18 protein-coding genes, 1 tRNA gene and 1 other RNA gene are annotated in these 26,656 nt (G+C 57.0%); 4 read left to right on the top strand and 16 right to left on the bottom strand.

The genetic code is table 11. The features are described 5' to 3' along the window. Position 1: 1 nt before the first annotated feature. The 5 genes from CDUR_RS00845 to CDUR_RS00825 are packed head-to-tail and all read right to left on the bottom strand — an operon-like array spanning position 2 to position 6,334. Positions 2–1,741 (bottom strand): ABC transporter ATP-binding protein, encoded by a 1,740-nt coding sequence (locus tag CDUR_RS00845; RefSeq protein ID WP_179418628.1) that lies wholly within the window; start codon positions 1,739–1,741, stop codon positions 2–4. A 3-nt stretch (positions 1,742–1,744) separates the two neighbouring features. Further along, complete coding sequence (locus CDUR_RS00840; protein ID WP_179418627.1) at positions 1,745–3,556, bottom strand: ABC transporter ATP-binding protein; 1,812 nt, start codon at positions 3,554–3,556, stop codon at positions 1,745–1,747. A gap of 5 nt (positions 3,557–3,561) precedes the next feature. Continuing rightward, positions 3,562–4,956: an ABC transporter ATP-binding protein gene (locus CDUR_RS00835; RefSeq protein WP_179418626.1), complete on the bottom strand. Its 1,395-nt coding sequence runs from the start codon at positions 4,954–4,956 to the stop codon at positions 3,562–3,564. Then, entirely contained in the window at positions 4,953–5,696 is a 744-nt protein-coding gene (locus CDUR_RS00830; RefSeq protein ID WP_179418625.1) for an energy-coupling factor transporter transmembrane component T, read from the bottom strand. The genes CDUR_RS00835 and CDUR_RS00830 overlap by 4 nt, the downstream gene beginning before the upstream one ends. Further along, on the bottom strand, positions 5,696–6,334 hold the full coding sequence (locus CDUR_RS00825) for an MptD family putative ECF transporter S component (RefSeq protein ID WP_233452973.1): 639 nt from the start codon (positions 6,332–6,334) through the stop codon (positions 5,696–5,698). The genes CDUR_RS00830 and CDUR_RS00825 overlap by 1 nt, the downstream gene beginning before the upstream one ends. A 166-nt stretch (positions 6,335–6,500) precedes the next feature. Here CDUR_RS00825 and CDUR_RS00820 point away from each other — a divergent pair, with 166 nt between their 5' ends. Genes CDUR_RS00820 through CDUR_RS00810 form a run of 3 tightly spaced genes read left to right on the top strand, consistent with a single transcriptional unit; the run spans position 6,501 to position 9,711 of the window. Continuing rightward, the gene (locus tag CDUR_RS00820; RefSeq protein ID WP_325064668.1) at positions 6,501–7,646 is read left to right on the top strand and encodes a BRCT domain-containing protein; all 1,146 of its coding nucleotides are present in this window, start codon (positions 6,501–6,503) and stop codon (positions 7,644–7,646) included. 26 nt (positions 7,647–7,672) lie between these two features. Beyond that, positions 7,673–8,965, top strand: a complete 1,293-nt coding sequence (locus CDUR_RS00815; RefSeq protein WP_179418623.1) for a MurT ligase domain-containing protein — start codon at positions 7,673–7,675, stop codon at positions 8,963–8,965. Further along, the gene (locus tag CDUR_RS00810) at positions 8,962–9,711 is read left to right on the top strand and encodes a type 1 glutamine amidotransferase (protein ID WP_006061469.1); all 750 of its coding nucleotides are present in this window, start codon (positions 8,962–8,964) and stop codon (positions 9,709–9,711) included. The genes CDUR_RS00815 and CDUR_RS00810 overlap by 4 nt, the downstream gene beginning before the upstream one ends. A 111-nt stretch (positions 9,712–9,822) precedes the next feature. On the opposite strand, the gene CDUR_RS00805 is transcribed toward CDUR_RS00810, so the two are convergent. The 9 genes from CDUR_RS00805 to ffs form a co-directional block, all read right to left on the bottom strand. Next, positions 9,823–14,262 (bottom strand): hypothetical protein, encoded by a 4,440-nt coding sequence (locus CDUR_RS00805; protein ID WP_179418622.1) that lies wholly within the window; start codon positions 14,260–14,262, stop codon positions 9,823–9,825. 335 nt (positions 14,263–14,597) lie between these two features. Continuing rightward, positions 14,598–15,386 (bottom strand): NADPH-dependent FMN reductase family protein, encoded by a 789-nt coding sequence (locus CDUR_RS00800; protein ID WP_179418621.1) that lies wholly within the window; start codon positions 15,384–15,386, stop codon positions 14,598–14,600. A gap of 87 nt (positions 15,387–15,473) precedes the next feature. Beyond that, the gene (gene recR, locus CDUR_RS00795) at positions 15,474–16,100 is read right to left on the bottom strand and encodes a recombination mediator RecR (protein ID WP_006061474.1); all 627 of its coding nucleotides are present in this window, start codon (positions 16,098–16,100) and stop codon (positions 15,474–15,476) included. 87 nt (positions 16,101–16,187) lie between these two features. After that, positions 16,188–16,502 carry a YbaB/EbfC family nucleoid-associated protein gene (locus tag CDUR_RS00790; RefSeq protein ID WP_006061475.1) on the bottom strand — a complete coding sequence of 105 codons (315 nt, stop codon included), beginning with the start codon at positions 16,500–16,502 and terminating at the stop codon, positions 16,188–16,190. A 65-nt stretch (positions 16,503–16,567) separates the two neighbouring features. Next, positions 16,568–18,796, bottom strand: a complete 2,229-nt coding sequence (locus CDUR_RS00785) for a DNA polymerase III subunit gamma and tau (protein ID WP_179418620.1) — start codon at positions 18,794–18,796, stop codon at positions 16,568–16,570. A 56-nt stretch (positions 18,797–18,852) separates the two neighbouring features. Further along, positions 18,853–20,433 carry a DUF7926 domain-containing protein gene (locus tag CDUR_RS00780; protein ID WP_179418619.1) on the bottom strand — a complete coding sequence of 527 codons (1,581 nt, stop codon included), beginning with the start codon at positions 20,431–20,433 and terminating at the stop codon, positions 18,853–18,855. A gap of 214 nt (positions 20,434–20,647) precedes the next feature. After that, complete coding sequence (locus CDUR_RS00775; protein ID WP_179418618.1) at positions 20,648–21,250, bottom strand: suppressor of fused domain protein; 603 nt, start codon at positions 21,248–21,250, stop codon at positions 20,648–20,650. 2 nt (positions 21,251–21,252) lie between these two features. Continuing rightward, on the bottom strand, positions 21,253–22,524 hold the full coding sequence (locus CDUR_RS00770) for an aspartate aminotransferase type Ic (protein ID WP_179418617.1): 1,272 nt from the start codon (positions 22,522–22,524) through the stop codon (positions 21,253–21,255). Positions 22,525–22,639: 115 nt separating this feature from the next. Beyond that, positions 22,640–22,736, bottom strand: an RNA gene (ffs, locus tag CDUR_RS00765) — signal recognition particle sRNA small type. Between the two features lie 124 nt (positions 22,737–22,860). Between ffs and CDUR_RS00760 the strand changes: the two genes are divergently transcribed. Then, positions 22,861–22,945 (top strand) — tRNA-Ser (locus CDUR_RS00760). Between the two features lie 150 nt (positions 22,946–23,095). Here CDUR_RS00760 and gluQRS read toward each other — a convergent pair. Continuing rightward, positions 23,096–24,007, bottom strand: coding sequence for a tRNA glutamyl-Q(34) synthetase GluQRS (gluQRS, locus tag CDUR_RS00755; protein ID WP_179418616.1), 912 nt, complete (start codon positions 24,005–24,007; stop codon positions 23,096–23,098). Positions 24,008–24,096: 89 nt separating this feature from the next. Beyond that, positions 24,097–25,908 carry a DUF7926 domain-containing protein gene (locus CDUR_RS00750; protein ID WP_290208007.1) on the bottom strand — a complete coding sequence of 604 codons (1,812 nt, stop codon included), beginning with the start codon at positions 25,906–25,908 and terminating at the stop codon, positions 24,097–24,099. Positions 25,909–26,656: the final 748 nt, after the last annotated feature.

The raw sequence follows: 26,656 nt of genomic DNA, 5'->3' as shown, positions 1-26,656 counted from the left end.
TCTACGTTAGTTGCCAGCCCTGCGCAGCCGCGCGGGTGTCCCAGAATGCCCGGTAGGTTCCGCCTCGTTCGAAGAGTTCGGAGTGGGTTCCGATGTCTTCGATGGTGCCGTCTGCCCGAAATTGGACGATGGTGTCGGCTTTCTTGATGGTGTCCAGTTTGTGCGCTATCACCAGCACTGTTGCGTTTTCACGCAACTTATCGACAGCCGCGACAATATTTGTTTCATTTTCCGGGTCCAGCGCCGATGTGGCCTCATCAAGCAGCACAATGGGTGCTTTACGCGCGATGGAGACGCGTTGGCGTTCACCCCCGGATAGTGCCCGTCCGCCTTCGCCCACGGAGGTTTTCCAGCCACGCGGTAGACGCTGCACGATTTCGGTCACGCCTGCCAAACGGGCTGCTTCGTGGACTTCCTCATCGGAAGCGTTCGGGTTACCGATGCGGATGTTAGCTTCAAGGGTGTCGTCGAAGAGATAAACGTCTTGGAACACCATGGAGAGGCTTTTCATCAACGTGAATGTTGTTTGTTCCCGCACATCAAGCCCACCAACCTTCACCGCACCACTATCAACGTCGTAGAAGCGGCTGACCAGCCTGGCCACAGTGGTTTTACCGCAGCCGGACGGCCCGACCAGTGCCACCATGCTGCGGTTGGGCACGTGGAAGGTCACACCGTTCAGCACAGTTTTGTCCGACCCGTAACCGAAAGTCACGTCCTTAAAATCAATGGTCCCGGGCGTGGGTTGTGCCGTGGATTCCGTAGGTTCGGGCAGGGGCTGGGCGGTCAGGACGTCGTCAATGGAGTCGAGGGCGGAGCGTCGTTCTTCAAGGCTAGCAGCGGTTTCGGTGATGCCCACGAGCGTATGGGTAAAACGGAGGCACAGCCCGATGAACGCGATGGTGGCGACTGGTTCGAGGGTTCCTCCAACGGCGAGGTTTGCGGCAAGGCTGATCAGTGTAACGATCACCACTTGCGTGAAGGCACCGCCGAGCAGGTTACCAGCAATTTCGTACCAGAGCTTCCTGCGTTTTGCTTTAAGCCATGTGGCGTTGGCATCGTCGAGTTTGCTGTAGTGGGTGCTGCGTCCACAGGAGCGCAGCGCGGCTTGGCAATGTGTGAATTCGACAAGGCGGTTGCTGAGTTCCACTTCAGTGGGTTCACCAATGCTCTTCCCTTTATTGATCAGCCCAGTGGTACACAGCACAAGCAGCAGGAATACGGGTATAGAGATGGTGCAGGCAAGACCAAGATGCCAGTCCCACGTCCAAGCGAATACTAGCAGCACAATACTGGCGGTGACACGCTGAATAATGGGAGAGAGCATGTGGGCGATGATTTCGCCGGTCATGACGAGTTCGTTGGCTACCAGTCGGGACAGCAATCCAGCAAGGGGACGGTTAAACCAGCCAAGTGGGAGCGATGACACCTGGTCACCAACTTTTTTGTGCACATTAACCAGGAAGTCTAGGGCCGTTTGGTAGCCCCGCAGGCTTTGTACATATCCCACAATGGCACTGACTACGGCGAGGATGCTGAGTACAATCACCCAACCCCACACCCCAAGCCCCCATACCGGTTCGTTGTTGGCCAGAGCAGTGACGCAAGGTAGCAACAGGCATAGGGCAACACCTTCGATGAGTCCAGCAGCAATGCTGAACCAGATGGTGGTGTTGATCAGACGCTGTTCTTTAAGCATCCTTTTGATGCGGGGAATGATGTCTACAAGTGTGAGTTTCATTGGTTATGCCTCCTGGGCGGGTGCGTGCTGCCAAAGCGCACGGTAAAGCGGCTGTTCGAGCAGTTCATCGTGAGTTCCGCTGGCCACCACACGCCCGCGATCAACCACGATGATGCGGTCCGCGCCGACAATGGACTCGGGGCGGTGTGCGATCACAAGCACGGTGCGGCCTTTGACCAACGTGCTGAGTGCTCTTTGGATTTCCGCTTCGGATTCGGGGTCGGTGAAAGCGGTGGCCTCATCAAGGATGAGTACCGGGGCGTCAATCAGTAGGGCACGGGCGATGGCGATGCGTTGCTCCTGACCACCGGAAAGTCCCTGATCGGAGCCGTAGATGGTGTCAAACCCGTCGGGGAGCGCTTCAATCACGTCCAGGATATGGGCGCTGCGCGCGGTCTCGCGGACTTCTTCATAGCTGGCACCGGGCTTGCCCAGAGCGATGTTATCGCGCAGTGAAATGCGCAGCAGTTGCGGGTCCTGCAGCACGAAGGCAACGTGCTTGTATAGCTTGTTCGAAGGGATGTCTTTTAAGTCAACACCACCCAAGGTAATGCGGCCGGAATCGGGATCGTTGAACCGGGCCAGCAGGGTTGCCAGCGTGGATTTACCCGAGCCGGAAGGGCCGACCAACGCGGTAACAGTACCTTCCTTCAGTTCGAAACTGGCGTGGTCCACGGCCAGCACATCCCCGTAGGAGAAGGACACGTCCTCATAGGCCACATCCGAGCCTGCAATCACAGGCCCACTAGCATTCTCGTCAGCAGCACCATCGACCTGTGCATCTCCCCCAGCTCGCGTCTCCAGAATCGGAATGTCCAGCGCTTGCGTCACGCGGAGCGCGGCAGCACCTGCGGTTTGGTAGGTCCACGCAGTGTTACCCAATACTTCAATGGAGTAGGGCAGCATCAGGGCGATCAGTGAGGTGGTCAGCACGTCGGCAGGTTCCACCCACCCGGCATGCGCCATGGCCGCTCCCCCACCCAGGTTGATGGCCAGCAGCAGCGGAATGGTCACGGTAGCGTTGGCAAAAGCATTACTGCGCAGTAGCGGGATGGTCCAGTCGAGGTAGAAGGCGGAGAATTCATCAGCTGCGTCTTGGTAGCGTTTGTGTGCCCGCCCGACGGTACCGAAGGCTTTGACCACGGTAATGCCGGTGACAAATTCCACCATGGTGGCGGATACCTGGGCGAGTTTGTTGTCTACTTGCACGGTTTTATCGCCCATGCCGCGCATCATTATGGCCATGATGAGCCCGTAGATGGGCAATGTTGCTATAGTCAGCAACCCGAGCCGCCAGTCGATCACAAAAGCATAGACGGCTAGGGCAACCGGAGTGACCATTGCCTGCGTCACATCCACAGGCTGGTGGGCCACCAAAGCATGCACCATGGAGATGTCGTCTTGCAGCGCTTTACGCACCTTTCCCGCATTGGTAGAGGTGAACCAGCCAAGCGGCGCACTGGCTACACGTGCGATAGTGCGTTCACGCACGAGTGCCGCGAATTTCGCATCTGCAAAATGCGTCACGCCCAAAGCAATGCCGATGCACGCGAGCCGCGCACCAAATGTGCCGATCAGAATGTTCACAATGGTGGTGACGCGCACCGTGTCCACCTCCGTGCCGGTGGAGTATGCCTCATAAAACACCGCACCGAGTTTGACCAGTGCAATGTAGGGGGCGATGGCGAGCACACCGCCCAGAGCCGCGAGTATTCGCGCCACAAGCAGACGCACCGAGATGGGTTTGAGTAGTTCTTTCAGCGCAACCCTTCCGGCTTCACGCTCAGTCATGGGTTTACTGGTGTTGCTCGTCATGGCTGTTACTCCTTTCCTGCAAGAGGGTTAAGGCGGACGATGCGGTCCGCGCAGTGGTTAAGGAATTCATGGTCGTGGCTGATCACGATCACCACAACACCACGTGCGGCCAGCTTTTTTAGTTGTTCGGAAATGTCCACGAGGTGCCGGTAGTCCACACCGGACGTGGGTTCGTCGAGAATGAGCACGTGGGTATTCATGCTGAGAGCTGTGGCGATCACCAGCCGCTGCTTCTGCCCGCCGGACAGCGACATCGGGTGTCTGTCCGCCAGTTTCCCCAGCCCCAGCTGTTCCAGGTGCTGGGCGTCGGCTTCTTGCGCCACGGTTTCCGCAAATAGTTGGCGGTGCACATCCTGCATCACTAGGAAGGCTGTGCCCTTCTTCATCGGCTCGCTTATCGACGCCCCATCTTCCGCAGCACGCACCAAGCGTATGCCGTTTTTCGGTGTCCCTCTATCCATTTTTTGCAGGCCGCAGAGCACCCGAGCCAGCGTGGTTTTGCCCGCACCGTTGGGGCCAACGAGGCCGGTGACCTGGCCTGCGGGAAACACAACACCGGATATATCTAGGACACGTTTGCCCTGGAATGACACCACCGCCGAATCAATGTGCAGCCCTGGAACATCGCCGGTTTCTTGTTCGGGGACGGTGAGTTCCGGCGCACTCAAGCAGCGAAGCCCCAGGTCGCGGCGGCGAGCGTCATTAAGTTGGAAGAATTCTTCACCAGTGAATTCCTGGGCTATCCTGCCGTCCTCCACGAGGATCACGCGGTCCACAATGCCGGCGAGGAAATACACGCGATGCTCCGCTATCACCAGGGTTTTGCCTTGTTCCTTGAGCCTGCGCAGCAGGGCAGTGAAGTCCTCAATGGACTCGGGGTCAAGGTTGGAGGTGGGTTCATCAAACAGCAGGATGGGGGTGTCCTGTGCGTAGGCTTGCGCGCAGGCGACTTTCTGCAGCTGCCCACCAGACAGGCCCCACAGGTTCAGGCCCGCCAGGTCGCTGATGCCCACGTACTCCAGCGCTTCTGCGCTACGAGCGCGGATCGTATCTGGAGGTAGCTGGTAGTTTTCCCCGGCGAAGGCGAGCTCGCTATCCACATCGGTGGTAAAGAACTGTGTGCGGGGGTTTTGAAACACAGTGGCGGTGAGGGTCCCCATCTGGTGTACCTCAGTCTCCGCGACGTTGTGCCCGTCCACGGTAACGGTACCGGTACTCTCCACCGTGTGGAAGTGCGGGATCAGGCCGTTGATCAGCCGCAACACGCTGGATTTTCCGCTTCCGCTGGCACCGCAGATGAGGGTGACGGTGCCGGGTTCAATGTCCAGGCTGATCCCGTGCAACACCGATTCCTCCGAACCGCTGTATTGCACAGAAACATCGCCAATGTGGATGCTCACAACAATGCACCTCCCCAGAACGCGTACACGGTGATGGCCGCGACAACGGCGATAGTCAGGGCGTCGACAAGCGAGAACCGCAGGCGAACAACGGAGGTGGGGGTGCCCGGCGCGCCGAGTCCGCGGATGAGCGCGGCGGCGGCGAGGTCGTCGGCAATGCGGGCGGAGGCGGACAGCACGGGAACGATGAGTTTTTCGGCGGTGTGGACGGGATGCAACCACAGCGCCGAGCCGCTGAATCCGCGCAGGGCCAGGGCCTCAAGGACACCACGGAATTCCTGGAAGGCGACGGGGATGAAGCGGAACACCACGGCGAGGGGAATGATGAAGGCGCGTGGGGCGTGGAGCTGCCGGAACGCGGTGATGAGTTCGCTGACGGTGGTGCTGGTGATCATCCAATAGGCCAGTGCGATGCAGGTGCCGATGCGCGCCAGCCAATACCCCACCAACGCGCTAGTGGCGATGATCCAGCCGGTGACCGAATTATGCGGCAGCAGGGGCGCGGTGTACAGCACTGCGGCGATGGCAATTCCGGTGGCGTAGGTGGCGACGGCTCGGAGGGAGGCGTCGATAAGCAGCAACATGGTTGCTAAGGCCACGATGATCCACAGAACCTTGCTGGGAAAGGCACCCATCGCCAGCATGTTGCACACGGTAATGGTGAGCAGTTTGGTGCGGGGGTCTAGGCCGCTTCTACCTGTGAGTCTGTGCGCTGGAACGCGAGATGGGACGTGGTTCATTAAACGACGCCTGCTCGCTGGAAGTGTTTTTTCAGCATGGTCATGCCGATATTGGCGGCAACAAAGGAGATGATGAAGGTAAGGACCATCCAACATATCAACACGGTGGGGGTGAGTAGTTGCTGCATGGCCTCGGCGTACTCGGCACTCATAGAGTCCCGGACGTGGGCGAAGTAGGCATCTGAGTTGTAGAAGATGGGCGCGATGGGCGCGATGCTCCACAGGTTTAGTACGGCATAGGCGAGGCAGTTGGTGATGCGCCTTCGGTAGTGTCCACTGTTGGCGATGAGGTCGGCGAGGAAGCCCATTGCCAGGCCGAGGATGCTGACGTACCAGGTGTGTCCGGTGGCCATCATGAGGAAACCGACAATGGTACCTGTGATGGTGAGCGCGCCAAAGTAGGGAGTTTTGGCGATGTAGAGCATCACGACGACACCGTTGCAGACCACTCCGATCAAGGCGCCGACAATGATCATGAGGGGAGAGATAATTCCCAGCATCCCACTGCCGAAGGTGATGACAAAGTACAGAGCGGTGAAAACGCCCGCGTATACAAGATACCGCGGATTAGTGATGCTCTGAGCTGAGGTTTTGCGCATTTCTGGTTGCATTGTGGATTGCATTGTTGGTTGTGTCATTGCGATTCCTTAGTGGTGCTTGCAGTGATGCTTACCCAACCCCCATCACAATAAATAAGGGTTGCCTTAGTTAATAATGAATTTCATTCATTATTTAACGCCGCCACCCCCTGCCAAGCAAGCACTTTTTCCAAATAGGCACCCCCAAACAGGTAGAATCACCGGCGTGAGCCCCACGCAGAAACCAACATTTAGCCACGCCAACCCCACCACACCGCCCAAGGCCGAACGCGAGGCAGGACGTGATACCAGGCGTGACGCTGGGCGCGATGCTGGACGCAGGGCGGAACGCGAGGAACAGCGCCGCGCTGAACTCGCCGCCGCCCCCTATGTCGCCGCAACGGTACTGTCCACCGGCATTCACCCCGCTACTTCCCGCATGGTGGGCCTGCACATGGCTACCTACTCCCCCGACGGCGACGTTGTGGACACCTACTTCTGCGTGTTCAACCCCGGCGACAACCCCGGTCCCCGGCACCTACACTCCCTCACGCCGGAAGACATTGAGCAGGGCGTGGGTTTTGAAACGCAACTGCGCCAGATCTGCGCGTTTATCGACGGCCGCACCCTCATCGTGCACAACTCCACCCGCGACTGGGGTTTCATCGTCGCGGAATCCAGGCGCGCCGTGCGCGTCCTCAACTCTAAAGGCCCACGCAGCCGGGGACAACGGCGCGGCCAGCGGGGACGGCGACGCCGCATAGGGCACATCCCCCGACCTGAGATGGTGGTGGACACCTTGGAGAGTGCGCGGCGTCGTCAGGCAAACCTGCCGGACACACGCCTACGGGCCGTGGCACGGGCACTCGGCATGCGCGCCCCCTCCCCCAAGGCATCCGTGGCGCGCGCGGCCATCCCGGCCGAGCAGCTGGCGCGGGAAAACACGCTGCTGCTCGGACGCATGTTTTTCAACCGCCTGAGAGACAGTGACGTGGTTCAGGCAAGCCCGAATGACCTGCGTGGGGATCGTTTTGGCCTGCAGCGCAGTCGCCTGCGTCTCGACGCTGCGACCGCCACCCGCCGCTACACCAATCCCGGCATGCACCAACCCGGAAAGGAACTGGTGCAGGGGATGGAGGTGGTGATCACCCCCGACATCACCGTTGACCCCGACGAGATAATCGCGGCGGCGATGGATGCAGGACTCGCCTACTCTGAACAGCTCACCCGGGAAACCAGCCTGGTGGTGTGCAACCAGGAGGGGGAACTACGCGGAAAGGCCATGCACGCGCGCCGCAAAGGCATTCCTTTGGTGTCCGATACTGAATTTATGCAGCTCACCCAAAATGTTCGTGCAGGTACCGCCGAATAAGTGCTGGATTCACTAGTATTTAGGGAATGAGCTTGAACCTTCCTGCGCCTCTGCAGCGGCTGCGCACTACCGTAGCCACCACAGCGGCGACATTGGCCACCAAGGCGTCGCAAATGACTGGTCGGGGGGCCGGTGGCATGATCGGCGGCCTCATCGCGGGGGCCATTGACCCGAACATCATGGCCAACCTCGGTGGCGGACGCCCCGTGGCCCTGATCACCGGCACCAACGGAAAATCCACCACCACACGCATGCTGGCCGCAGCGCTGCGCACACAGTACGCCGTGGCCACCAACGAAGGTGGCGACAACATGGACGCCGGCATCATTTCCGCACTCATGGCGGGTCGCGGGGCGTCGCATGTGGTGCTGGAATGCGACGAACTGCACGTCCCCGCAGTTGCCGACCGCCTGAACCCTTCCTGCCTGGTGCTGTTGAACCTCACCCGCGACCAGCTTGACCGCGTGGGTGAAATTAACACCATCGAGCGGCGTCTGCGGGCCTGCGTGGAAGCACACCCAGAAATGACCGTGATCGCCAACTGCGACGACGTCCTGGTCACCTCCGTTGCCTACGACGCACCCAACGTCATCTGGGTCTCCGCAGGTGCAGGCTGGGTTGGCGACTCCGTCAGCTGCCCCCGCACCGGCGGGCACATCGTCCGCGACGGCGACGACTGGCACGCCCTCACCCCGCTTGCCGACGGCCGCACATTCCGCCGCCCCACACCCACCTGGAGCATCAGCGAATCAGGCATTGCAGTACCTTCTGAGGTTTCGGCGGAGGTTGTGCCTTTGTCGTTGACCCTGCCCGGCAACGCTAACCGTGGCAACGCCACAGAAGCCCTCGCCGCTGCCATTGAAGTGTTTAGGATCCCCCTTGATGGTGCAGTGCAGGCAGTCCAAGCCGTCTCCAACGTAGCCGGACGCTACTCCACCATTACTTTCGAACAATGGGAAGTGCACATGCTCCTAGCCAAGAACCCCGCAGGGTGGCAAGAAGCACTCTCCATGGTGGACCGCACCGCCGACGGCATCGTGATCAGCGTCAACGGGCAAGTCGCCGACGGTGAAGACCTCTCCTGGCTCTGGGACGTCTCCTTCGAAGCATTCGAAAACACCCACATTGTCGCAGCCGGAGAACGTGGTACCGACCTCGCCGTCCGACTCATCTACGCCGATGTGCCCCACACGCACGTACCCAGCACCGTGGCGGCCATCCGCAGTTGCCCACCCGGACACGTCGAAGTACTCGCCAATTACACCGCATTCCGCGACCTGAAAAAAGCCCTGGAGAAAATAACAGAGGTGCGCAAATGAGCGAACTAACCATCGGACTCATCCTCCCCGACGTCCTAGGCACCTACGGCGACAACGGCAACGCCCTTGTTCTGCGGGGACGCGCCCGCAAGCGCGGCATTGACACGGAGGTCGTGACCATCAAACTTGGCGAACCCGTGCCCACCAACCTGGACCTCTACTGCGTCGGCGGTGGCGAAGACACCGCACAAATCCTCGCAGCAAAACACCTCACCGAACACCGGGGACTCATCGAAGCCGCCAACCTCGGGCGACCCATCTTCGCCATATGCGCCGGACTGCAAGTCCTTGGCGAATCCTTCCGCGCCGACGGGCGCATCGTCGACGGCGTTGGACTCATCGACGCCACCACCAGCTCCCTTGGGAAACGCACCATCGGCGAACTCATCTCCACCCCAGCCGGAATCCCGGAACTCACCGACACACTCACCGGCTTTGAAAACCACATGGGTGCCACCATCCTTGGTCCCGACGCCGCCCCACTCGGGCGCGTGATCCGGGGTGTAGGAAACTGCGATGCCCACGGCGCAACCGCTGACGGTTCCGCTGAAGCTGACGGGCAAGTAGGCGCCGAAGGCGTAGTACAAGGCAGCATCATAGCCACCTACATGCACGGACCAGCGCTCGCCCGCAACCCTCAGCTTGCCGACCTGCTGCTTGCTCGTGCGATGGGTGTTGAACTGTCCTCCCTGGAGCCGCTGGATATTCCCGAGGTTGAGCAGCTAAGGAAGGAGAGATTGAGGTAGGTTTTTGGGAGGTTCTGGGGGCTTATGCGGGCCTCGGTTGTGAACTGGGATCTTGGTAGAGCATTGGCCGTGACGGGAGACATGCGTCGAGCGACACGTTAGCAACGCCCACTAGCGGTTTTTCCGCGGCCGATACTTTTTGGTACGTAGTTCCACATATCCCGGCACATCACCGGCAATATAGCGTTGCCATACCTGCTGATACAGCTGGGCGATTGGCATAAGCAAAGGACTTCCAGGAAGCACCGGCCGAACTTTGAGATCCTGCCACAACAAATAATGCTTTGCTTTCCACTCCTCTGTCGGGCGATCCTTCTTTCTACCTTCAAGCCAGGCACCAGGTAGGAACCAACTGCGGCCCGCACGCGCACGATGACCTTCCACAATCAACCCACGGTCTGCCAGCTCGGCAACTGCTGCCCGGAGAGTGGCCGCATCCCAGTTGTTCCACCTACGAACATCTGCGTCAGTTGGGTACATCAAACCCAACATCTGCAGGTAATAGCGCGCAGCATCATGACTGACATTCAACTGGGTGGCAACCTGGTCTACTACCTCAGGAGCGGAAACCGCAGGATCCCAGGGACATCCCGCGACGTCATGCACAATGCTCAGATCCGCAATGTAGGCATCCAGGTGGCCGTCCATCAAAAGCCTGATTGCCTGAACATCAGGGCGCTTATCTCCAGTAAAACCGGGATCAGTGAAACTACTGCCAAAAGGAACAGCGGCAAGATACTCAGAATTTTTCAAGTTTTTCTCTGCGGATTCACGCAGCCACGAGAGTTTATGGGCAACAAATGGCCTTCCCGGATCGTTGAGCTCTAGGTTCTGCGCCAAATGCAAGTAGATCGCAAGAGAGTCCTTGTAGAAAGGTGGCCAACTTGAAGGGTCTAGTTCGGGACGATTAAAAATTATTTCGTACACTGGTCTGTACCACGGCGAATGTAACGTCACATGAGAATCCACAAGAACCTTGTAGTGCATATCAGCGGTGATATGCATACCGGGTTCTCCTAATATTTCTTGCCAATAAGAAATAATGGCTGCAGTATCCGGCCCCTGCTGGATATAAGATACTGGATCGGTTTGCGGTACAGCGTGAGCCAGTAACTGAAGGAAACCGGTAAACTGCTGATCATCGTTGTTATTTTTAGAAAAATGATCAAGGCATTCATCTGCCAAGAAATGTAGGTAAAGTCTTGTAATTGCTCTCTCTACGGTTGTAAATCCATAGCTACTTGGAAAATCAAAATCATCATGATGTTTCATACCGCCAAATACATAGCAGACAGTAGCGGGAATCAGGCCGGTTCCCCGAGAGATTTCCTTTATTACATCTTCATTAAGGGTTCTACTGCTCGTTTCACTGATCGCATCGAGACAGGCAAGGAAATCCTCGGCATTCATGCTGACATCTTGATTGTACTTAACTGTATATTCGCCAACTTTTTCCCGACCATCAGGAGTGAGAATAATGCGAGATATACTACATTTATTTCCATTCCAGTCATATTCAGAATCAAGCACAAGACACCCCTCAACGACAGAACCGTGAGGAAGAATATCTGCCACATATTCAACTGACTCATAGGTACCAATATCAATGGAAGCTCGGCGCCAACCACATCCAAAGATACCAAGTTTAGTTGCTGTACGGAAAAAATCTACTAGGTCGGTAAAAGCATTATCTTTTTTATAGAGTTGAGGAAGCAAGGGAGAGCCCAGCATGCCAATGATGAAACGTTCATTATGCATGAGTTTGACCCATTCAGAGTCAAACTCATCGGAAGAAAGAGCGGAAAAGTTATCGGGATCGACAATGAACGATGCGATGATTTGAGCATCACGCGATGCTAAATGTAGATAATCATAGGATCGTTTATCTAAGTATAGATATAGTAAGTTTGCAGCTGGTTCACTGATGCAAATATCAGGGACGACAGCGCTTTGAGTTAACTGCTTGACAAGTTCTTGAAATTTCGCAACTTGTACGCGGATAGTGCGTTGCGTGGCTACAAGTTCGTTTAGTAATATCTCATCGCCACTTCTTAATTGATGAGAAAAAATGGAATATACTTCGTTATCAGTTACTGCGTCGAACACTTGCCGTGCTTGGTCATGGGTATAGATTCGCATGAGCTTACTTGCATGTTCATCACGATAGTGGAACTGATGAAATGCAGCAAAAGGCAAATTTTGAAATGGGGAATCTTTATCTTGTAATGTGATTTTCACTTCTGTTTCAGTATCTTTCCAGGGGGAACTACTATTACATACAAGCCATATACCACCACCAGGTTTAGGAATGGCACCCTGGAAATTACTATCACACTTGTAGTTACCATGCGGCGAGACAATATAATAGTCATCATTATATTCATATTGAATGTAAACATGGTTCCCCTGCACAGCGCCAAGCAGGCTATGCTTAGTCGTTGGAAAGGCTGGAATAATGGTTGATAATCCAGTCATGATCTTGGATTCTTCCGGGATTTCTGAAATATCTACCCCATAGGAAAACGCACCTATTTTTTCTAGTGCTTCCCTAGCAGTTCCCTCCCATTTTTTATAATCAGTTCCATCCCATAGCACCAGTTCATCTTCGTTATAAGCTGATGCAAAAATGGGTAAATTTTCTTTATTTATAGCTATAACGTTCCCGAAATTGCATAACCCTAACTTCAACTCCGTCGGCCGCAGTAGACCAAAAGCTGTTAAACGTGTTCCATCGGAAAGAGGCAGGCTGACACCCTCAGAACCCCACCTATGTTCGTCTACTGAATAAGTTTGCAAATCACCCAGCCACATAAGGCGACCATCTGACTGGTTATGCGGCGTAAGATAAACTTGAACTTTATCACCAACGGTTAAAACCGAATGAATGTTTTCATAGCGCGCAGGAAGTTCTCCACTGGCTAGTGTGGCATCACCATCCACCACCTCTACATATGCCCCAGAGACTACCGCCACAGCAGGGAAAGAATCGAAGACGTTAAAATCAGTTTTCTTAGATTTCGACCTAACTCGCGCAACCGCCTGCTCATAAGCAGGCCAGGTTAATTCCGCTATCGTTCCTGCATGTAGCGCGGACACCAAGAGCTCATCAGCATTACGAGTAAAGAGTTTTTTCACTCGCTCACCATAGACATCATACACTTTTGGCACCGCCAGAAAAGACCAATCATCAATAATTTTATTATTATTGAAGATATCTTCCGTGCGACCTACTAGTTCATCTAATTTTTTACCTAGTATTATTCGCGCACCCTCATGGGAAAGGAAAACATCAAGATATTTCTTGACCTCGAAATCGAAAATTCCTTCAACAAAACATGAAGAAATATCTTGATGGCGTGCCGCATGTAGTAGAGGTCGACGATTTTCAGCATGCTCATCCTCCAGCCAATAAGCCCAATCTACTTCCCCCATGGCAATGCCAAGACCTTTGACATCCCAGGAGACGTCATATTCACATAATATATCGATAACATTAAGCGGCATCCACATAAAATTCCTGCGTACACGCAACCCACGAAGCGCATCACCACAATAGGCAAGCTCCCCCTCAAGCACCGCACTGTAGTCGCTTATTTCATCATCATCACTGTAGGTATTAATAAATTCCACCAACCACTGCGCGTAGCGCGCACGATCAGTGTGCATAAACTCCAACAACCCCGCAGCATGCCACAACCGCAGAAAATGCAGCGGCTTTGTTTTCCGAGGTGTAACACCCCACAACACCTCAAGCGCCTTTGGATGCTGCTTCAACGCCTCAGCAAGCACCACAAACAACTTGGTCGGCGCCTTTGTAAGCACAGCAAGCCCCAGCAATCCGGCCACCAGTGCTTGATCAACCTCAGCCGAAGTCATCCCCGCGCGCTGGCCCAACTGCCGTAGCACCACAACCACGCCCGTTGACGGACACACCCCCGCCCGAGCCTGAGCATGCACCAACCCCAATGCATACGTAAACCCCTGCTTGGCATCACCGTCACGAGTTCCAACTGCACGGCATTCCGCCACCAGTTCCGCAGCACCAACAACACCAGCATGAGCAAACTCCACACACGCAGCCTGGTGCCGTTCTAGATCAATCGCCACTTTATGAGCACGCTCCACCGCCCTCGCTTTGCCGAAAAATTGTCGTGCGGCTTGTCGGTTCCCCACGGTGACGAAAATCCGGGCAACCTCCTCCAAAAACGTCGGGGCAAAATGCGGTGCAGAAGCTGCCAACTGCGCGGTCACAGCATTAATACGTGTTCTAGCCCGCCGAAGACTGGGGCGACGGCGAATCTGTTCCAGCTCGGCGACCAGATTCAAGGCATGGTGGGCATTGTCTGGGTCGGTCATAATTGGCCATGCAGGAAAACCAACAGCGTGTTGGGTGCTTGTCCCCACTGCCTGTTGTGTGTCGGCATGCAGGCCGAATAATCCCAGCATGGTGGTTTCGGCGGGAATAATGGGTTCAGAAACCAAGCGGACCACAGGCTGCGAGTGGGCTGGTCCGCTGAACGTCATTGCGATGAGGGGGTGTGTGCTTTCCATAAGGGTGTAGTAGGTGCGATACTATTGATTCCTTGGTTGAGGAAACCACACATCCACCCAGATAGCAAACAAGCAGCACTACGTGACCAGCGAAAGTTCCCCACGCGAGATCTCTAGGGCCAATCGTCCGGCTGGGGTCCCAGGGGCCTCTTCTTTTCCTGCAGCAACGGGAGACGTTAAGTACCGTCATAAACAATGAGACCACTGATACACCAGGCTTTTGTGAACGGTGTCCTATAGTGTTTGCTCATCAAACTGTCGTTTTCAGACACCAAAAGCGACAGTTTGATGAGCAAACATTATGACGGCACTACTACACCCAGCGACAAAACCTCCTACCGCATACGCTCTAAAATCTCCCGCTTGCGCTCCGCATAGAATTCCGGCGTTAAGCGGGGCTTGTCCTTCATGCGATCATGGAAAATAACTGCCTTATGTGGCGTCCTGTGGACGGCCCGCAGAGCAAAATCGTGATCAGATTCTGGGTGATATACCGGCACTCCGTTGCCATTTTTCTGCCATGCTTCTGGGTAGGCATCGTCAATGGGTTTACCGTCCCAGCGGTCCGGTAGGACACGAATGTTCGGCCGGTAGAAGCGCCGGAAGTACCAGCGAGTGAAAACCGTGTTGACCGGAAAATCGAGCGGAGCGTACCACTTGAACTGCGGCAATGTTGTTGGCCGCGAACGCCAGTCCTGTGCCAACGCTTCTATCTCTTCAACCATGGCACGTATTTTTCGGGGAACATGCTTTTCGTAGTGGAACATGAAGGAAAGCCAACTTGGGAATAGTAAAGAACCGTCAGATGCCGGACCGCGAACCCCACCATATCCAACCGGCCGAATTCCCCGACTCAATAGACGCTGCCCAACAATGCGTTGGCAGTTGATTGGATACAAGCCGTATGTGGCGATAACATAGGCAGCTTTCTCATAGCGCGCTAACGGCAGCCCATCGATAAAGTCGAGCAGCAACTGCGACGGACGCGCGTTATAGGTCGGCGTTAGCACAACAAAGAAACCGTACGGTGCTACATCATCGGCCGACAGCTTCTGCGTGACCTCCATCATCACTGGCTCAATCTCACTGCCCGATAGGGTCTCTGCAACCACTTCGGCCACCATCTTGGTGCTGCCAGAACCAGAAAAATATAGAATCGGTACTTTTTGCCCATGCCGGCAATCATATGACGTTTCTCAATCGCTACCCCCCTATAGTCTCAACCTCCCGCTCAACGCCCGGGAGAGGGTGAGTTCGTCCACGAATTCGAGGTCGCCGCCGAGGGGCATGCCGCTGGCCAGGCGGGAGACTATGAGGTCGGGGAAGTCGCGAAGCATGCGCGCTAAGTAGGAGGCGGTGGCTTCGCCTTCGGTGTTGGGGTCGGTAGCCAGGATGACTTCGCGCACCTCGGGAATGCCCCGACCTTCCACGTCGTCGAGAACACCGCCGACACGTTGAAGTAGGGCGGTGATGCTCAGGTCTTTGGGTCCAATGTTGGCCAGGGGATCGAGCGCCCCACCGAGCACGTGATACCGCCCGTTGTATTCACCGGTGCGTTCGATGACTTGGATGTCTTTGGGTTCTTCAACCACGCAAATAATGCCAGGGTCGCGCCCCGAATCGGCGCAGAAGCGGCAGATTTCTTCGCGGGAGATGTTGCTGCAGATGCGGCAGAAGGTGACGCCATGCTGCACGGCCCCGAGGGCGTCGATAAGCCTGTTGATGTCGGTGGTTTCGGCGGTGAGGAGGTGGAAGGCGATCCGTTGGGCGCTTTTTGGACCTACGCCTGGTAGCCGGGAAAGTTCGTCGATGAGGTCCTGGAGTGGTCCTTCAAACACTGTGGTGAGCGAGCCTTTTCTGTGTGAGACGTGGAAAAGCGGCCAGGTAAGTATGCATCTGCCCTGGCCGCACGTTGGGTGGAAGGTTTAGAACATTCCTTGGAAGCCCTGGGAGAGGGGGCCGATTTTTTCTTCGGCGAGGGCGGCGACTTTCTGGTGGGCATCGGCAAGTGCGCCGAGGATGAGGTCTTGGAGGGTATCTACGTCCTCGGGGTCAACGACTTTGGGGTCGATAACCAGGTCGGAGATTTGACCGTTGCCACCCATGGTGGCCTTGACCAGTCCATTTCCGGCTTCGCCGACCACGGAGGCTGCCATGATTTCTTGCTGGGCTTGGTCCAGCTGGGCTTTCATCTCCTGGGCTTGCGCCATGAGTGCGGCCATGTCGTTAGGCTCAGTCATTATGTACCTTTCGTGTTGTCAGTAGTAGTACGAGTCTAGTATTTTTTGCCGTCGCCGTGGGGCTGTTAGACGGGCTTGGCGCCGAGCTCTTGGCTCAGCAGGTCCATGGCTACGGTTTTTGCGTCTCGACGGTCGCGGTTTCCCGGCTCCTGCGCAGCTTCCCGCAGCATTTCCTCTTCCTCCGCATTCGTGTCCGCTGGCGGGGGCGGCGGTGCGGGAATACCCTCATCTGCGGGGTATCCGTAGGGGTCACCTGCTGGCGGGGGCGGCACGTCATCGTCGGGTTCGGGCGGCAGCGGCACTGACTCGTCCATCGGCGGTGGCGGTGGAGGCTCCGGCATGCCACCGTTTGCCTCCAGAGCAGCCCGCCCGCGCGCCGCCGCTTCTTCCCAGCGTTTCAGCTTCCGGGGTTCCTCTTTTGGCTGCGTATCGACGTCTTTCGGGGTTACCGCAGGCTGCGGGGCTTGAGGTGTCTCACCCTGAGACCCACCGAGAGCAGCGGGCTTTCCCCATCCGGTCGAGGCGGGTTTTTCTTCTTCTCCCGGCTTCTCCTCGCTCTTCTCAACGACCGGTGGGGTCCACGGTTTTTTTGGCGTCAGCTCCCCCGTGTTCTCCGCGCTAATTCCGGCTTCACTGGGGTTTGTCCCAATCACACAGGTGATCGGCACTTCAACTCCCACAACATCCTTCACCGCGTCCACGATGGCTTGGTTGTTGCGGGGATCGTTCAGTCGAGAGGCGAGGGCGCCAGTGTTGTGCCCGATGACTAAGGTGCCGTCGCGCATGCCCAGCACCCGGGCTTCGGTGAGCATAATCTCGGCAACCTTATTCGCGCTTCCAACCTTCGTGCGCACGGCTGTCCATTGCGAACGGACCTGCTCGGCAATAGACGCGGCAGGCTGCGCGGGTTCGGGTTGGGGTTCCGGTGCTGGTTCGGGTTCCGGCTCAGGCTGTTGCTCAACCACGGGTTCGGGAGCCGGCACAGGTTCGGGTTCTGGGGCCTGGACTTGTGCCACTTCGGGTTCGGGTTCTGGAGCAGCAGATGCCTGCGCTGCAGCCTCGGCTGCTTCCCGTGCAAGACGCTGGGATTTCCGCTCGTAGACCCGACCACTTGGCGAGGGCGCGGGCGCAGGCGCAGGCGGCGTTGGCGCTGGTGCCGCAGCAGAGGCAACAGGCGCAGCCTGAACCACTCCCCCACCAGACGCAGAGATGATGAGCTTCGCCGCCAGGATTTCCAGAAGCAGCCTGGGCGCGGTGGCGTTGCGCATTTCGTCCACATTGCTGTTGATGGTGGAGGCGATGGCAGCCAGAGCCGCTGGTTGGAAGGACGCGGCCTGCCGCTGTAGCGTCTCAATGCGGTCTTGCGGGGCGTCCACCAGGCCGTTGTCCACCGCATCGGGCACAGCCTGCAACACCATGAGGTCACGGAAGTGGTCTAGTAAGTCAGCAGTAAAACGCCTGGGTTCCAAACCTGCGGCGATGGCGTGATCTACCGCGAGGAACATACCTGCGCTGTCGCTGGTGGCCAGGGCGTCCACGGCGGCGTCGATAAGCGTGGAACTGGTGATGCCTAACAGCCGGGAGGCAAGATCGTACGTCAACCCCTCTGGACCAGTGCCCGCGAGCAGCTGGTCCAGGACGGAGAGTGAATCACGGGGCGATCCACCCCCGGCGCGAATGATCAGCGGGTAGACGGAATCCTCTACCTGCACGCTTTCCGCCTGGCAGGTGCGTTCCAGCAGCATGCGCATGTCCGGCGGGGCGAGCAGCCGGAACGGGTAGTTGTGCGTGCGGGAGCGGATTGTGCCGATGACTTTTTCTGGCTCGGTGGTGGCGAAAATGAAGATCAGGTGCTCTGGGGGCTCCTCCACAATCTTCAGCAGGGCGTTGAAGCCCTGGGTGGTGATCATGTGGGCTTCGTCGATAATGAAGATGCGGTAGCGGGATTCCGCCGGGGCGTATGTGGCGCGATCGCGCAGGTCACGCATATCGTCCACGCCGTTGTGGCTGGCGGCATCCAACTCCACCACGTCCAGGTTGCCCGCCCCCCCGGGTGCCAGCGACACACACGAGTTACACACCCCACAGGGGGTGGACGTTGGCCCTTGCACGCAGTTGAGGGACCGCGCCAAAATACGAGCCGACGATGTTTTACCGCACCCCCGCGGGCCAGTAAATAAGTAAGCATGATTGATACGTCCGCTATCAAGAGCGACGGACAACGGCCTGGTCACATGATCCTGGCCGATCACCTCCGCGAAAGAGGCTGGACGATACTTACGATAAAGAGCCACGATGTAGAGCCTACCGCCCAGGCCAGACACGGGGACACCCGCGCCTGGTTACAGGGTTACAGGCGATTGCGGTACGCCACGGTAATCAGCAGACCCACGGCGACGACCAGCAACAGCAGTGCCAAAACGATAACCACCCAGCCCACGCGCAGCGCATCAAGCACGGCGGAGGATGAGGTGGCGCGCACCGCAGACACGTCCATATGGGCGGACGTGCCTGCATTGCCTGCGATCTTTCGCGCGGTTCCCCCGTCCCGGTTGAGGACTTCTGCCTGGGCGATGCTGGGCTGCTCGTGACCGGAATCCCCTTGGGAAAGTTCGCCGGGCTGGGATGAGCCGGAGAAGCCATTCGCGCTGGGCACGACCGGGTTGTCGGGGGCTGCTGATTGCGCTGCCCCCGACATGCCAGCCCCAGACGGCGTGGACGATCCAGTAGGTAGGATCCCCAGTCCTGAGGCTACGAGCGGGGCGATGACGGATCCGAGGAATGGAATGCCGGTGAGCAATGTCCAGGCAGGTGTGACGTCGCTTCGCATGTGCACCTGGTTCACTACCTCAATGTGGGTTTTTTCTGCACTGAGTGTCACGCCGGAAATGATGTCGTTTCCGATGCGGAAAAAGGGCGGTGCCCAGGCGTACTCCCACGAGTCTTGGGGCTGTTGTTCTTTGAAGTCAATGCGAGTGCCCAGCGGAAACTGGATGATGTGCCCGGGGTGGGCGGCGTCGTCAAGCGTGGCGGCGTTGTCTTTGCCCACCATCATGGTGAAGGCGCCGCCGGTTTTGTCGGCGCGGATGGTCCCCGGGGCGGACCAGTCAGCGTAGTCGCTGGTGGTGGTGCCGTTGGGAAGGGTGTAGGTGCCGTTGATAATGAAGCGCGCGCCTGCGGGCATCTTGTCGGCTGCCCCGCCTTGAACCAGGTTGGTGATGGAGAACGTACCGAAGCCTGGCGTGGTCTCCTCGCTGGTGATGGTGCCGCTGATGTCGTAGTTTGTCGCCGTGGAGTTAAGCCCCGCGATGGCGGTGGTGACGTGGAGGCCAGCACCCCGATCGAAGTAGGGTTTCGCGGGGCTGATGGGGATGGTGTGGAAGCGTACCTCGTAGGTGGCGTCGGGGGCGAAGGGGCCGTTGATAGTAACGTTCGCGCTGGTCCCGGCAGCATCGGTGAATTCGTAGCTGACGCTGTAGCCATCTGCTGCGACTGCTGCGGAGGCCAGAAGAGTGGCGGAGTCCGCTTCCCCGGCACCCTCGGCCTTTCCAGCCTCGACGCGGTGGAGTTCCCAATAGGGCTGTTCATCGACGAGTACCTGCCCGTCGTCGGCGGTCACCGCAAAGTTAAGCTGCGTGGGGGTGCCGGTAAAAGCAAGGTTGGGAACGTTTGCGGCGAGCGCGGTGGTGTTGAAGCGGGCCGCCCAGGTGGCGTAAGTGCCGTCGAGCTTGCGGGTGTTGGTTCGGGTGGACCAGGCATCGCCCGCACGAGGCTCGCTCGCTTGGTTGTTGGCGGTTTGTGCGTGGGCGACGGCGGTTCCTGTGACGGTCGCGACAGCCCCAACGGTGATGGACAACACGACACACAGCACTGTCAGCAGCGCAACCATCCTGGCGCGGGTTGTGTTGGTGTGTTCAGAGCTGAGGATCATTGGTTTTTCCTAAACAGTGAATCCACGTGACATCCGTTTTCTAAAAATTAGTTGAAATATAAACTAAAATTAATAAGCGTTTTTCACAGGATACACTAATAATACCAATGCACAAATCGAGCTGTCCAGGCCACTTGCGGCCACGCAGCCCTTTTTCAATAAAGAATTCTCAGGTTGACCCCCATCCAGGGCCGATAACGCGATAAGTACCAGGTTATCGGCCCAAATCGAGAATATTGACTCCCTCGTTCACCATCGCTTCCTGAAGCTCATCAACACCATAGGTGGTGGCGTACTCATATTCATCGTCGGTGAGCATCACAAGCTGCAGCATCGTGGTGATGCGGTCATCCTCACGCATCCGGGGCACCCCATCCGACCACACATACGGAGCAACCAGCAACCCATGCCGAACCTCAATCCCCGGCATCTCCGCCAGCCCACCAAATACCCCCACCGCAGGCAGCAATTGGCCCGGCTGAGCAGGCACAATACCAGTCTGAATGGTGTTGCTCTCCGCCAAAAACGACGCCGCAGCCACCACCGCGCGTTCCACAACCTCAGGCTCAGCAGATGCCACGCAGAAAATCTCGCTGCGCACCTCCACCTGCTTTTCGACGCCCCTGTCCTCGAACGCCTCTTCCGAACTCACCAAACCAGTGTCCACCCGGCCGAAATCCGCAGTACAGGCCAACGCCTCAGTGGTGTCCTCGGAACTCAGATCAATGCTGGCAATATGCAGGCCGTTAATCCGGGAGAATTTCAAATCTCCCGGAAAAAGACCATCCAGCCAATATGCTGTTTCCTGCAAATTCACGGTTAATCCGCAAACTTTTCTGCCGCAGCCAACAACACGCACGTAGCCACACCATCCATGGCTACCTCCACTTCCTCCACCGGCGGAAGCGACGGCGCGAGGCGGATATTGCGGTCATTCGGATCTTTGTGCAGCGGGAAGGACGAGCCAGCTCCCGTCAGAGCAATGCCCGCTTCCTTGGCCAGCTCCACCACGCGAGACGCGGTGCCGTCCACAACATCCAGGGAAATGAAGTAGCCGCCCTCGGGTTTGGTCCAGCTAGCCACTCCGTACTCCCCCAGGCGTTTTTCAAGAATCTGCAGCACACGTTCAAACTTCGGGGCCAGCGAGCCAGCATGCTTGCGCATGAGAATACGCACGCCCTCGGCATCCTTGAAGTACTGCGCGTGGGCCAGCTGATTCAGTTTGTTCGGGCCGATACCACGCACATTCGCATGAGAGGCATACCATGCCAGGTTCTCTGGTGACGAGGCAAAGAAACTCACGCCGGAACCCGCAAAGGTGATCTTAGAGGTGGAGGTCATGAACCAGAAACGGTTCGGGTGGCCTGCTTCCTTGGCAAACTCAATAACGTTATGCACTACCGGGAACTCATCCGTGAAGGTGTGCACCGCGTAAGCGTTATCCCACACGATGCGGAAATCAGGAGCTGCGGTCTCCATCTCTGCAAGCTCGCGGCACACCTTCTCGGAGAAGGTCACGCCTGTCGGGTTACCGAAAATCGGCACCGTCCACATGCCCTTCACTGCAGGATCCTTCACCAGATCACGGACCACATCCATGTCGGGGCCGTCGTCAAGCATGGGAACCGGCAGCATCTCAAAACCGAAATGTTCGGTGATGGTGAAGTGCCTGTCGTAGCCCGGTACCGGGCACAGCCACTTCACTACCGGCTCATCCTTCCAAGGACGGGGGGAATCATTAGTCCCCCAAATGTAGGAGGCCATGATCAGGTCAAACATAATGTTCAAGCTCGACGCATCCCCCGCATACACCTGATCAACAGGAATGCCCAGCAACTCCGCATAAATCTCGCGGATATCCTTAACACCAGCCAAACCACCATAGTTACGGCAATCCGTGCCATCCGCAGACTGGAAATTACCGGATCCGGGCAGGCCAAGCAGCTCGTCGGAAAAATCCAGCTGCTCGGAAGACGGCTTCCCCCTAGTCAAATCCAAAGCAAGATTGCGGGCTTTCAAATCCTCATACGCCTGTGAAATATCCTCAGCAAACTGGGCCAACTCCTGGGCCTCAAAATCCTGCAACGCCATATCAGGCCACCCTCCACGGTGCGAAAAAACTGCAACTATGGTGGCCAAACAAAAAGGTGGCCACCGGCCCCCACTTTAGACGCAAAACCTCAAAAGATGTTGAGTTTTTAGAAAGAATTAAGGGACCCCGCGCACCTGCCAGAGCTCGCTGACCCTTGCTGCATTCCTGCCCTGGGGGAGTTCACAAGATAAACACCACACGGAGTCCTAGCAACAACCCTAGCCTCACACCGCACCACGCGCCAAAACACCACTCCCACCAGCAATTTGCCAACGGGAGTGCGGAAAGTGTACAGTCTTTCAAGGAACAGCGCCCTTTGGTGACATGTTCTTGATGGAGGATTCGACTAGCGGCCTATGTCGCACGCCTGGAACGCGTGTTGGGAGCAATCCCTCAGGGGTTCAAATCCCCTATCCTCCGCAGTAAGGACCCCAGCCAAATATGGCTGGGGTCCTTTTGTTGTGCGTCGGGATACGGCGCTAGCGCAAACGCTTGCATAAAAGTTTGCCTATGCTCAAGCTCAAAAATGGCCGATTTTCACGCTCGACCATAAGCAAACTTCGCAGCCCCCTACCCCCACACATAATCCTCCCCGCTCAGCGCGGCCGGATCGAACACCTCTAGCAATTCCGCCGCAGAACTCACCTGCCCGAAACCCAAAGACGCAGCAAGCCGGGAGACAACCTCCCCTGGCGTGGCGTCGTGAAGCATTTCGCGGAGTGTAACGGCACCGTCGCGTTTGGCCAGCCTGCGCCCCGTGGGGCCGAGCACCAGCGGCACATGCACATAATCCGGAGCCTCAATACCCAGAAGGCCCGCGAGATACGCCTGCCGGGGCGCGGAGGAAAGCAGGTCCCTGCCACGAACCACCTGGTCAACGCCCTGAAATGCATCGTCGACCACCACGGCCAGGTTGTACGCCCAATCCGGAGCCTGCCCGCCGCGGCGAAGCACCATGTCATCCACGTCGCCGGTGTAGTCACCCGCGAAAAAATCGTGCACGGTCCACTGCGTCACGTCGGCACGAAGTCGTAGCGCGGGCACGCGCCCCGCAGCGGCGAGGTTAGCGCGGCGCTGGGCACGGGTGGCGTCGTCAAGCGAGCGGCAGGTTCCTGGGTAGGAGCCAGGCACGGCGTGCGGGGCGCGGGCGGCTTCCTGAATTTCGCGCCGGGAGCAGTAGCATTCGTACACCAGTCCGCGTTGCTCAAGGTGTCTGAGGGTGTTGGCGTAGGCATCGAAGCGGTCGTGTTGGTACAGCACCTCGCCGTCCCAATCAATGCCCAGCGCCGCAAGGTCCGCCAGCTGACGTTCGGCGCTTGTAGCCGAGGAGCGCTGCGTATCAATGTCATCCACCCGCATCCGAAAATCGCGGCCAGTGCTGCGCGCCCACAACCAGGCCAGCAAGGCGGTGCGAAGGTTTCCATAATGCAGGTCACCACTTGGCGACGGCGCGTAACGTCCAGCTCCAGACATGCCCACCATGGTACAACGCAGGGTCAAGAAAACCCCGCTCAACAGGAATGTCGAGCGGGGCGAGCGAGCGTTGTTACCGTAAATCTGGTGTTAAGGAACTATCCCTTACGGGGTCCTTGCTTGACCGGTGCCTGTGCCGGAACCTGCGCGTTGTTGCTGGGCTGGAAGTGCTTCAGCACGTGCGGAGGAAGGAACATCAGCAGCGGGGCAATACCCAGGAGCAGCCACCACGGGGAGACGGAGCTACCCGAGATGCTGGATCCACGGGAGCTACCAGTGGCGGAACCAGCACCGGAGGAACCGTTACCAGAGGAACCATTGTTGTTGTCCGGCTTATTCGGGTCCGTCGGATCGGTCGGGTTGATTGGGTTGACCGGATCGGTGGGGTTGTCCGGATTGGTGGGATCATTCTGATCCGGGTTCGGCAGCGGGCTGACGTCGATGCGTGCGACTTCGTTGGTCAGCTCCACGGAAGCGTGCTTCAGCTCTTCCACCGTGAAGGTATCGGCGCTCTTGCCGTTAACGGTGAACTCAGGGTCACGCCACTGGATGCCGTTCGGGAGGGTTGACCTTTCTTCTGTCAGTTTGACGGTGGTTCCGGTGGGGAACTGGCCGGTGAAGCGCTTAGCTTCATTGGCCTTCACTGTCATGGAGGCAGTACCGCCGGTCTTCGCATCGTTCAGGGTGCCCACTGGGGTCCAGGTCGGGTAGTTCGATGCAGTGGTGTTGTTCGGCAGGGTGTACTCGATGTTCACGATGTACTCGGACTCGGCCGGAACCTTGTTCTGCGGGTCATTGGCGACCTTCTTGGTCACTTCCAGGCCACCGAAACCAGGCAGCAACCTAGCAGTCACGTCGAAGGATCGGCTGAACTGGCGGGAGAAGTGAGCCTTCTGGGTACTTCCCTTGATGGTGGATTCGTTGTAGTAAGCGTGGTCGGCAACTGCGCGACCATCGGCGGAATCCGGCAGGGCGGTGTACACGATCTTGTAGTTCGTGTCTTCTGCCCACGGGCCAGTGAGGGTGAAGGTACCTTCCTGGTCATTCTTGCGGTCGAAAGCGATGGTGAAGTCGCCGTATTCGGTGACCACTTTGTCCTTGGCACCGCTCACAAAAGCCAGAGGCTTCAGGATGTTGGCGGGGTGGTTCTTGCTGTTGCGGATCATCAGCTGGAAGTTGCCAGTATTCGGGTTGAACTTCTGGCCGGGGCCCAGGATGTCTTCAAAAGTGATGGTCTGGGAGGTCTTGCCGTCCACAGTCAATGCTTGAGGGGTGTCCTTCAGCAGGTTCTTCACGTGAGTGGAGTTGAAGTTGATGTCCCAGGTGATGCTATCGGTGTTCGGGCCGAGGTAGGCAGCCATCTTGCCAAAGCCCATGTTGAAGTAATCACCAGGAATGCCGGGGATTTTGCCGCCGGGAAGGTCAACGGCGGTCTTCTCACCGTTGACTACAAAGTCAATGGCGGGGCCTTCGTGCTCACCGAGCACCTTGAACACGGCCCAGCCTGAGCCTTCAATGCCGCGGTAACCGTCTGCATTCAGCTCATCAACCTTGTCATTGAAAACGCAGTTGATGGTCTTTGTCTCGCTGTTGCAGTCACCCACCTGCACGCTTTGACCATTGTGGTCAACAACAAGGGGGTGCTTTTCGTAGTTACGCCAGCTCTGGAACTGCTCAGGAAGATCAATGGTGAAAGTATCCCCAGACTTCACACGCGTTCCAGAGGCATCCCAGTTGAAGTCCAGACGTGCTGCGGTGTCACGAGTAATCATCGCGTTGTTGTTGAGCGGGTTGCCGTTTTGATCCGAAGCCGTCAGCTTCAGATCGGTCACCTTAATTCCAGTGTTGACATCCGCTTGCGCAGTGGGAGGAGCGACCAAGAAACCAGCTACGAGTGACAATGCAGTCACGATAGCCAGCAAGATGTGGTGCTTCCCCTCCCTAAGATTTAGGTGAAGAGTACTCATTTAATTCCCATCCTTAGTGAATCACTCTTGCTTCGCAGACATGCTCACATATAAAGGAGGCGTGAGCAGCCCAAAACAAAGAGACTGATGACGAGATAACCCCATCACACTGCAACAAGAGCACAAGGTGTTATCTTCGCTCGTTACTATAACCCTTAAATAAATCCAAGAGTCAATATAATCGAGATATTTATTTCTCAACTGCGAATTCTTAGCAAAAATCACCCCCGTTTTCCTCCCCCACTAATGAAAATCTTTCGTACGGAGCAAGGAAGCATTCCGGCGAATTGATCCCCGTTTCTAGCCTTCAAACTTCATCGAAGTTTCTAGCATAACTGCAGCTAAAGCAGTTTTTGTTGGCGTATCACCATTACTTTCATTCTTGAATGAAACCACACCAACCCCACATCTCTCCCTGCCAATAAAAGTATCCGTAGCGTACACGTGTCACCCCCGCTAACTAGATACATTTCCCGATCAAGATTCATCAAATTATTCTTATTTTATTTTAAGCTTAAAGTGCTTGAGAAATGTTGGTATATCAACCAAAGGCATTAATGCATTCCAGCCGCCATTTTCAAACACCTAGCACATCCACGTAGGCACACATGGCACCCACACTATGATCGTTTCCAAAAACGAACAACACACAGCTTCGCGTTGTTGGAACGTCCGAATTGGGGGAATATGT

The organism is Corynebacterium durum (assembly GCF_030408675.1).
Lineage (GTDB): Bacteria > Actinomycetota > Actinomycetes > Mycobacteriales > Mycobacteriaceae > Corynebacterium > Corynebacterium durum.
The sequence above is the reverse complement of the archived record's forward strand: the minus strand, read 5'-3'. Positions and strand labels throughout refer to the sequence as shown.

Excerpts from the sequence above, each read along its gene's own strand:
- CDUR_RS00770 (WP_179418617.1), bottom strand. The coding sequence starts at position 22,524 with ATGGCGTTGCAGGATTTTGAGGCCCAGGAGTTGGCCCAGTTTGCTGAG.
- CDUR_RS00815 (WP_179418623.1), top strand. The coding sequence starts at position 7,673 with ATGAGCTTGAACCTTCCTGCGCCTCTGCAGCGGCTGCGCACTACCGTA.
- CDUR_RS00805 (WP_179418622.1), bottom strand. The coding sequence starts at position 14,262 with ATGGAAAGCACACACCCCCTCATCGCAATGACGTTCAGCGGACCAGCC.
- CDUR_RS00830 (WP_179418625.1), bottom strand. The coding sequence starts at position 5,696 with ATGAACCACGTCCCATCTCGCGTTCCAGCGCACAGACTCACAGGTAGA.
- CDUR_RS00825 (WP_233452973.1), bottom strand. The coding sequence starts at position 6,334 with ATGACACAACCAACAATGCAATCCACAATGCAACCAGAAATGCGCAAA.
- CDUR_RS00840 (WP_179418627.1), bottom strand. The coding sequence starts at position 3,556 with ATGACGAGCAACACCAGTAAACCCATGACTGAGCGTGAAGCCGGAAGG.
- CDUR_RS00845 (WP_179418628.1), bottom strand. The coding sequence starts at position 1,741 with ATGAAACTCACACTTGTAGACATCATTCCCCGCATCAAAAGGATGCTT.
- gluQRS (WP_179418616.1), bottom strand. The coding sequence starts at position 24,007 with ATGGTGGGCATGTCTGGAGCTGGACGTTACGCGCCGTCGCCAAGTGGT.
- CDUR_RS00780 (WP_179418619.1), bottom strand. The coding sequence starts at position 20,433 with ATGATCCTCAGCTCTGAACACACCAACACAACCCGCGCCAGGATGGTT.
- CDUR_RS00790 (WP_006061475.1), bottom strand. The coding sequence starts at position 16,502 with ATGACTGAGCCTAACGACATGGCCGCACTCATGGCGCAAGCCCAGGAG.
- CDUR_RS00800 (WP_179418621.1), bottom strand. The coding sequence starts at position 15,386 with ATGGTGGCCGAAGTGGTTGCAGAGACCCTATCGGGCAGTGAGATTGAG.
- CDUR_RS00810 (WP_006061469.1), top strand. The coding sequence starts at position 8,962 with ATGAGCGAACTAACCATCGGACTCATCCTCCCCGACGTCCTAGGCACC.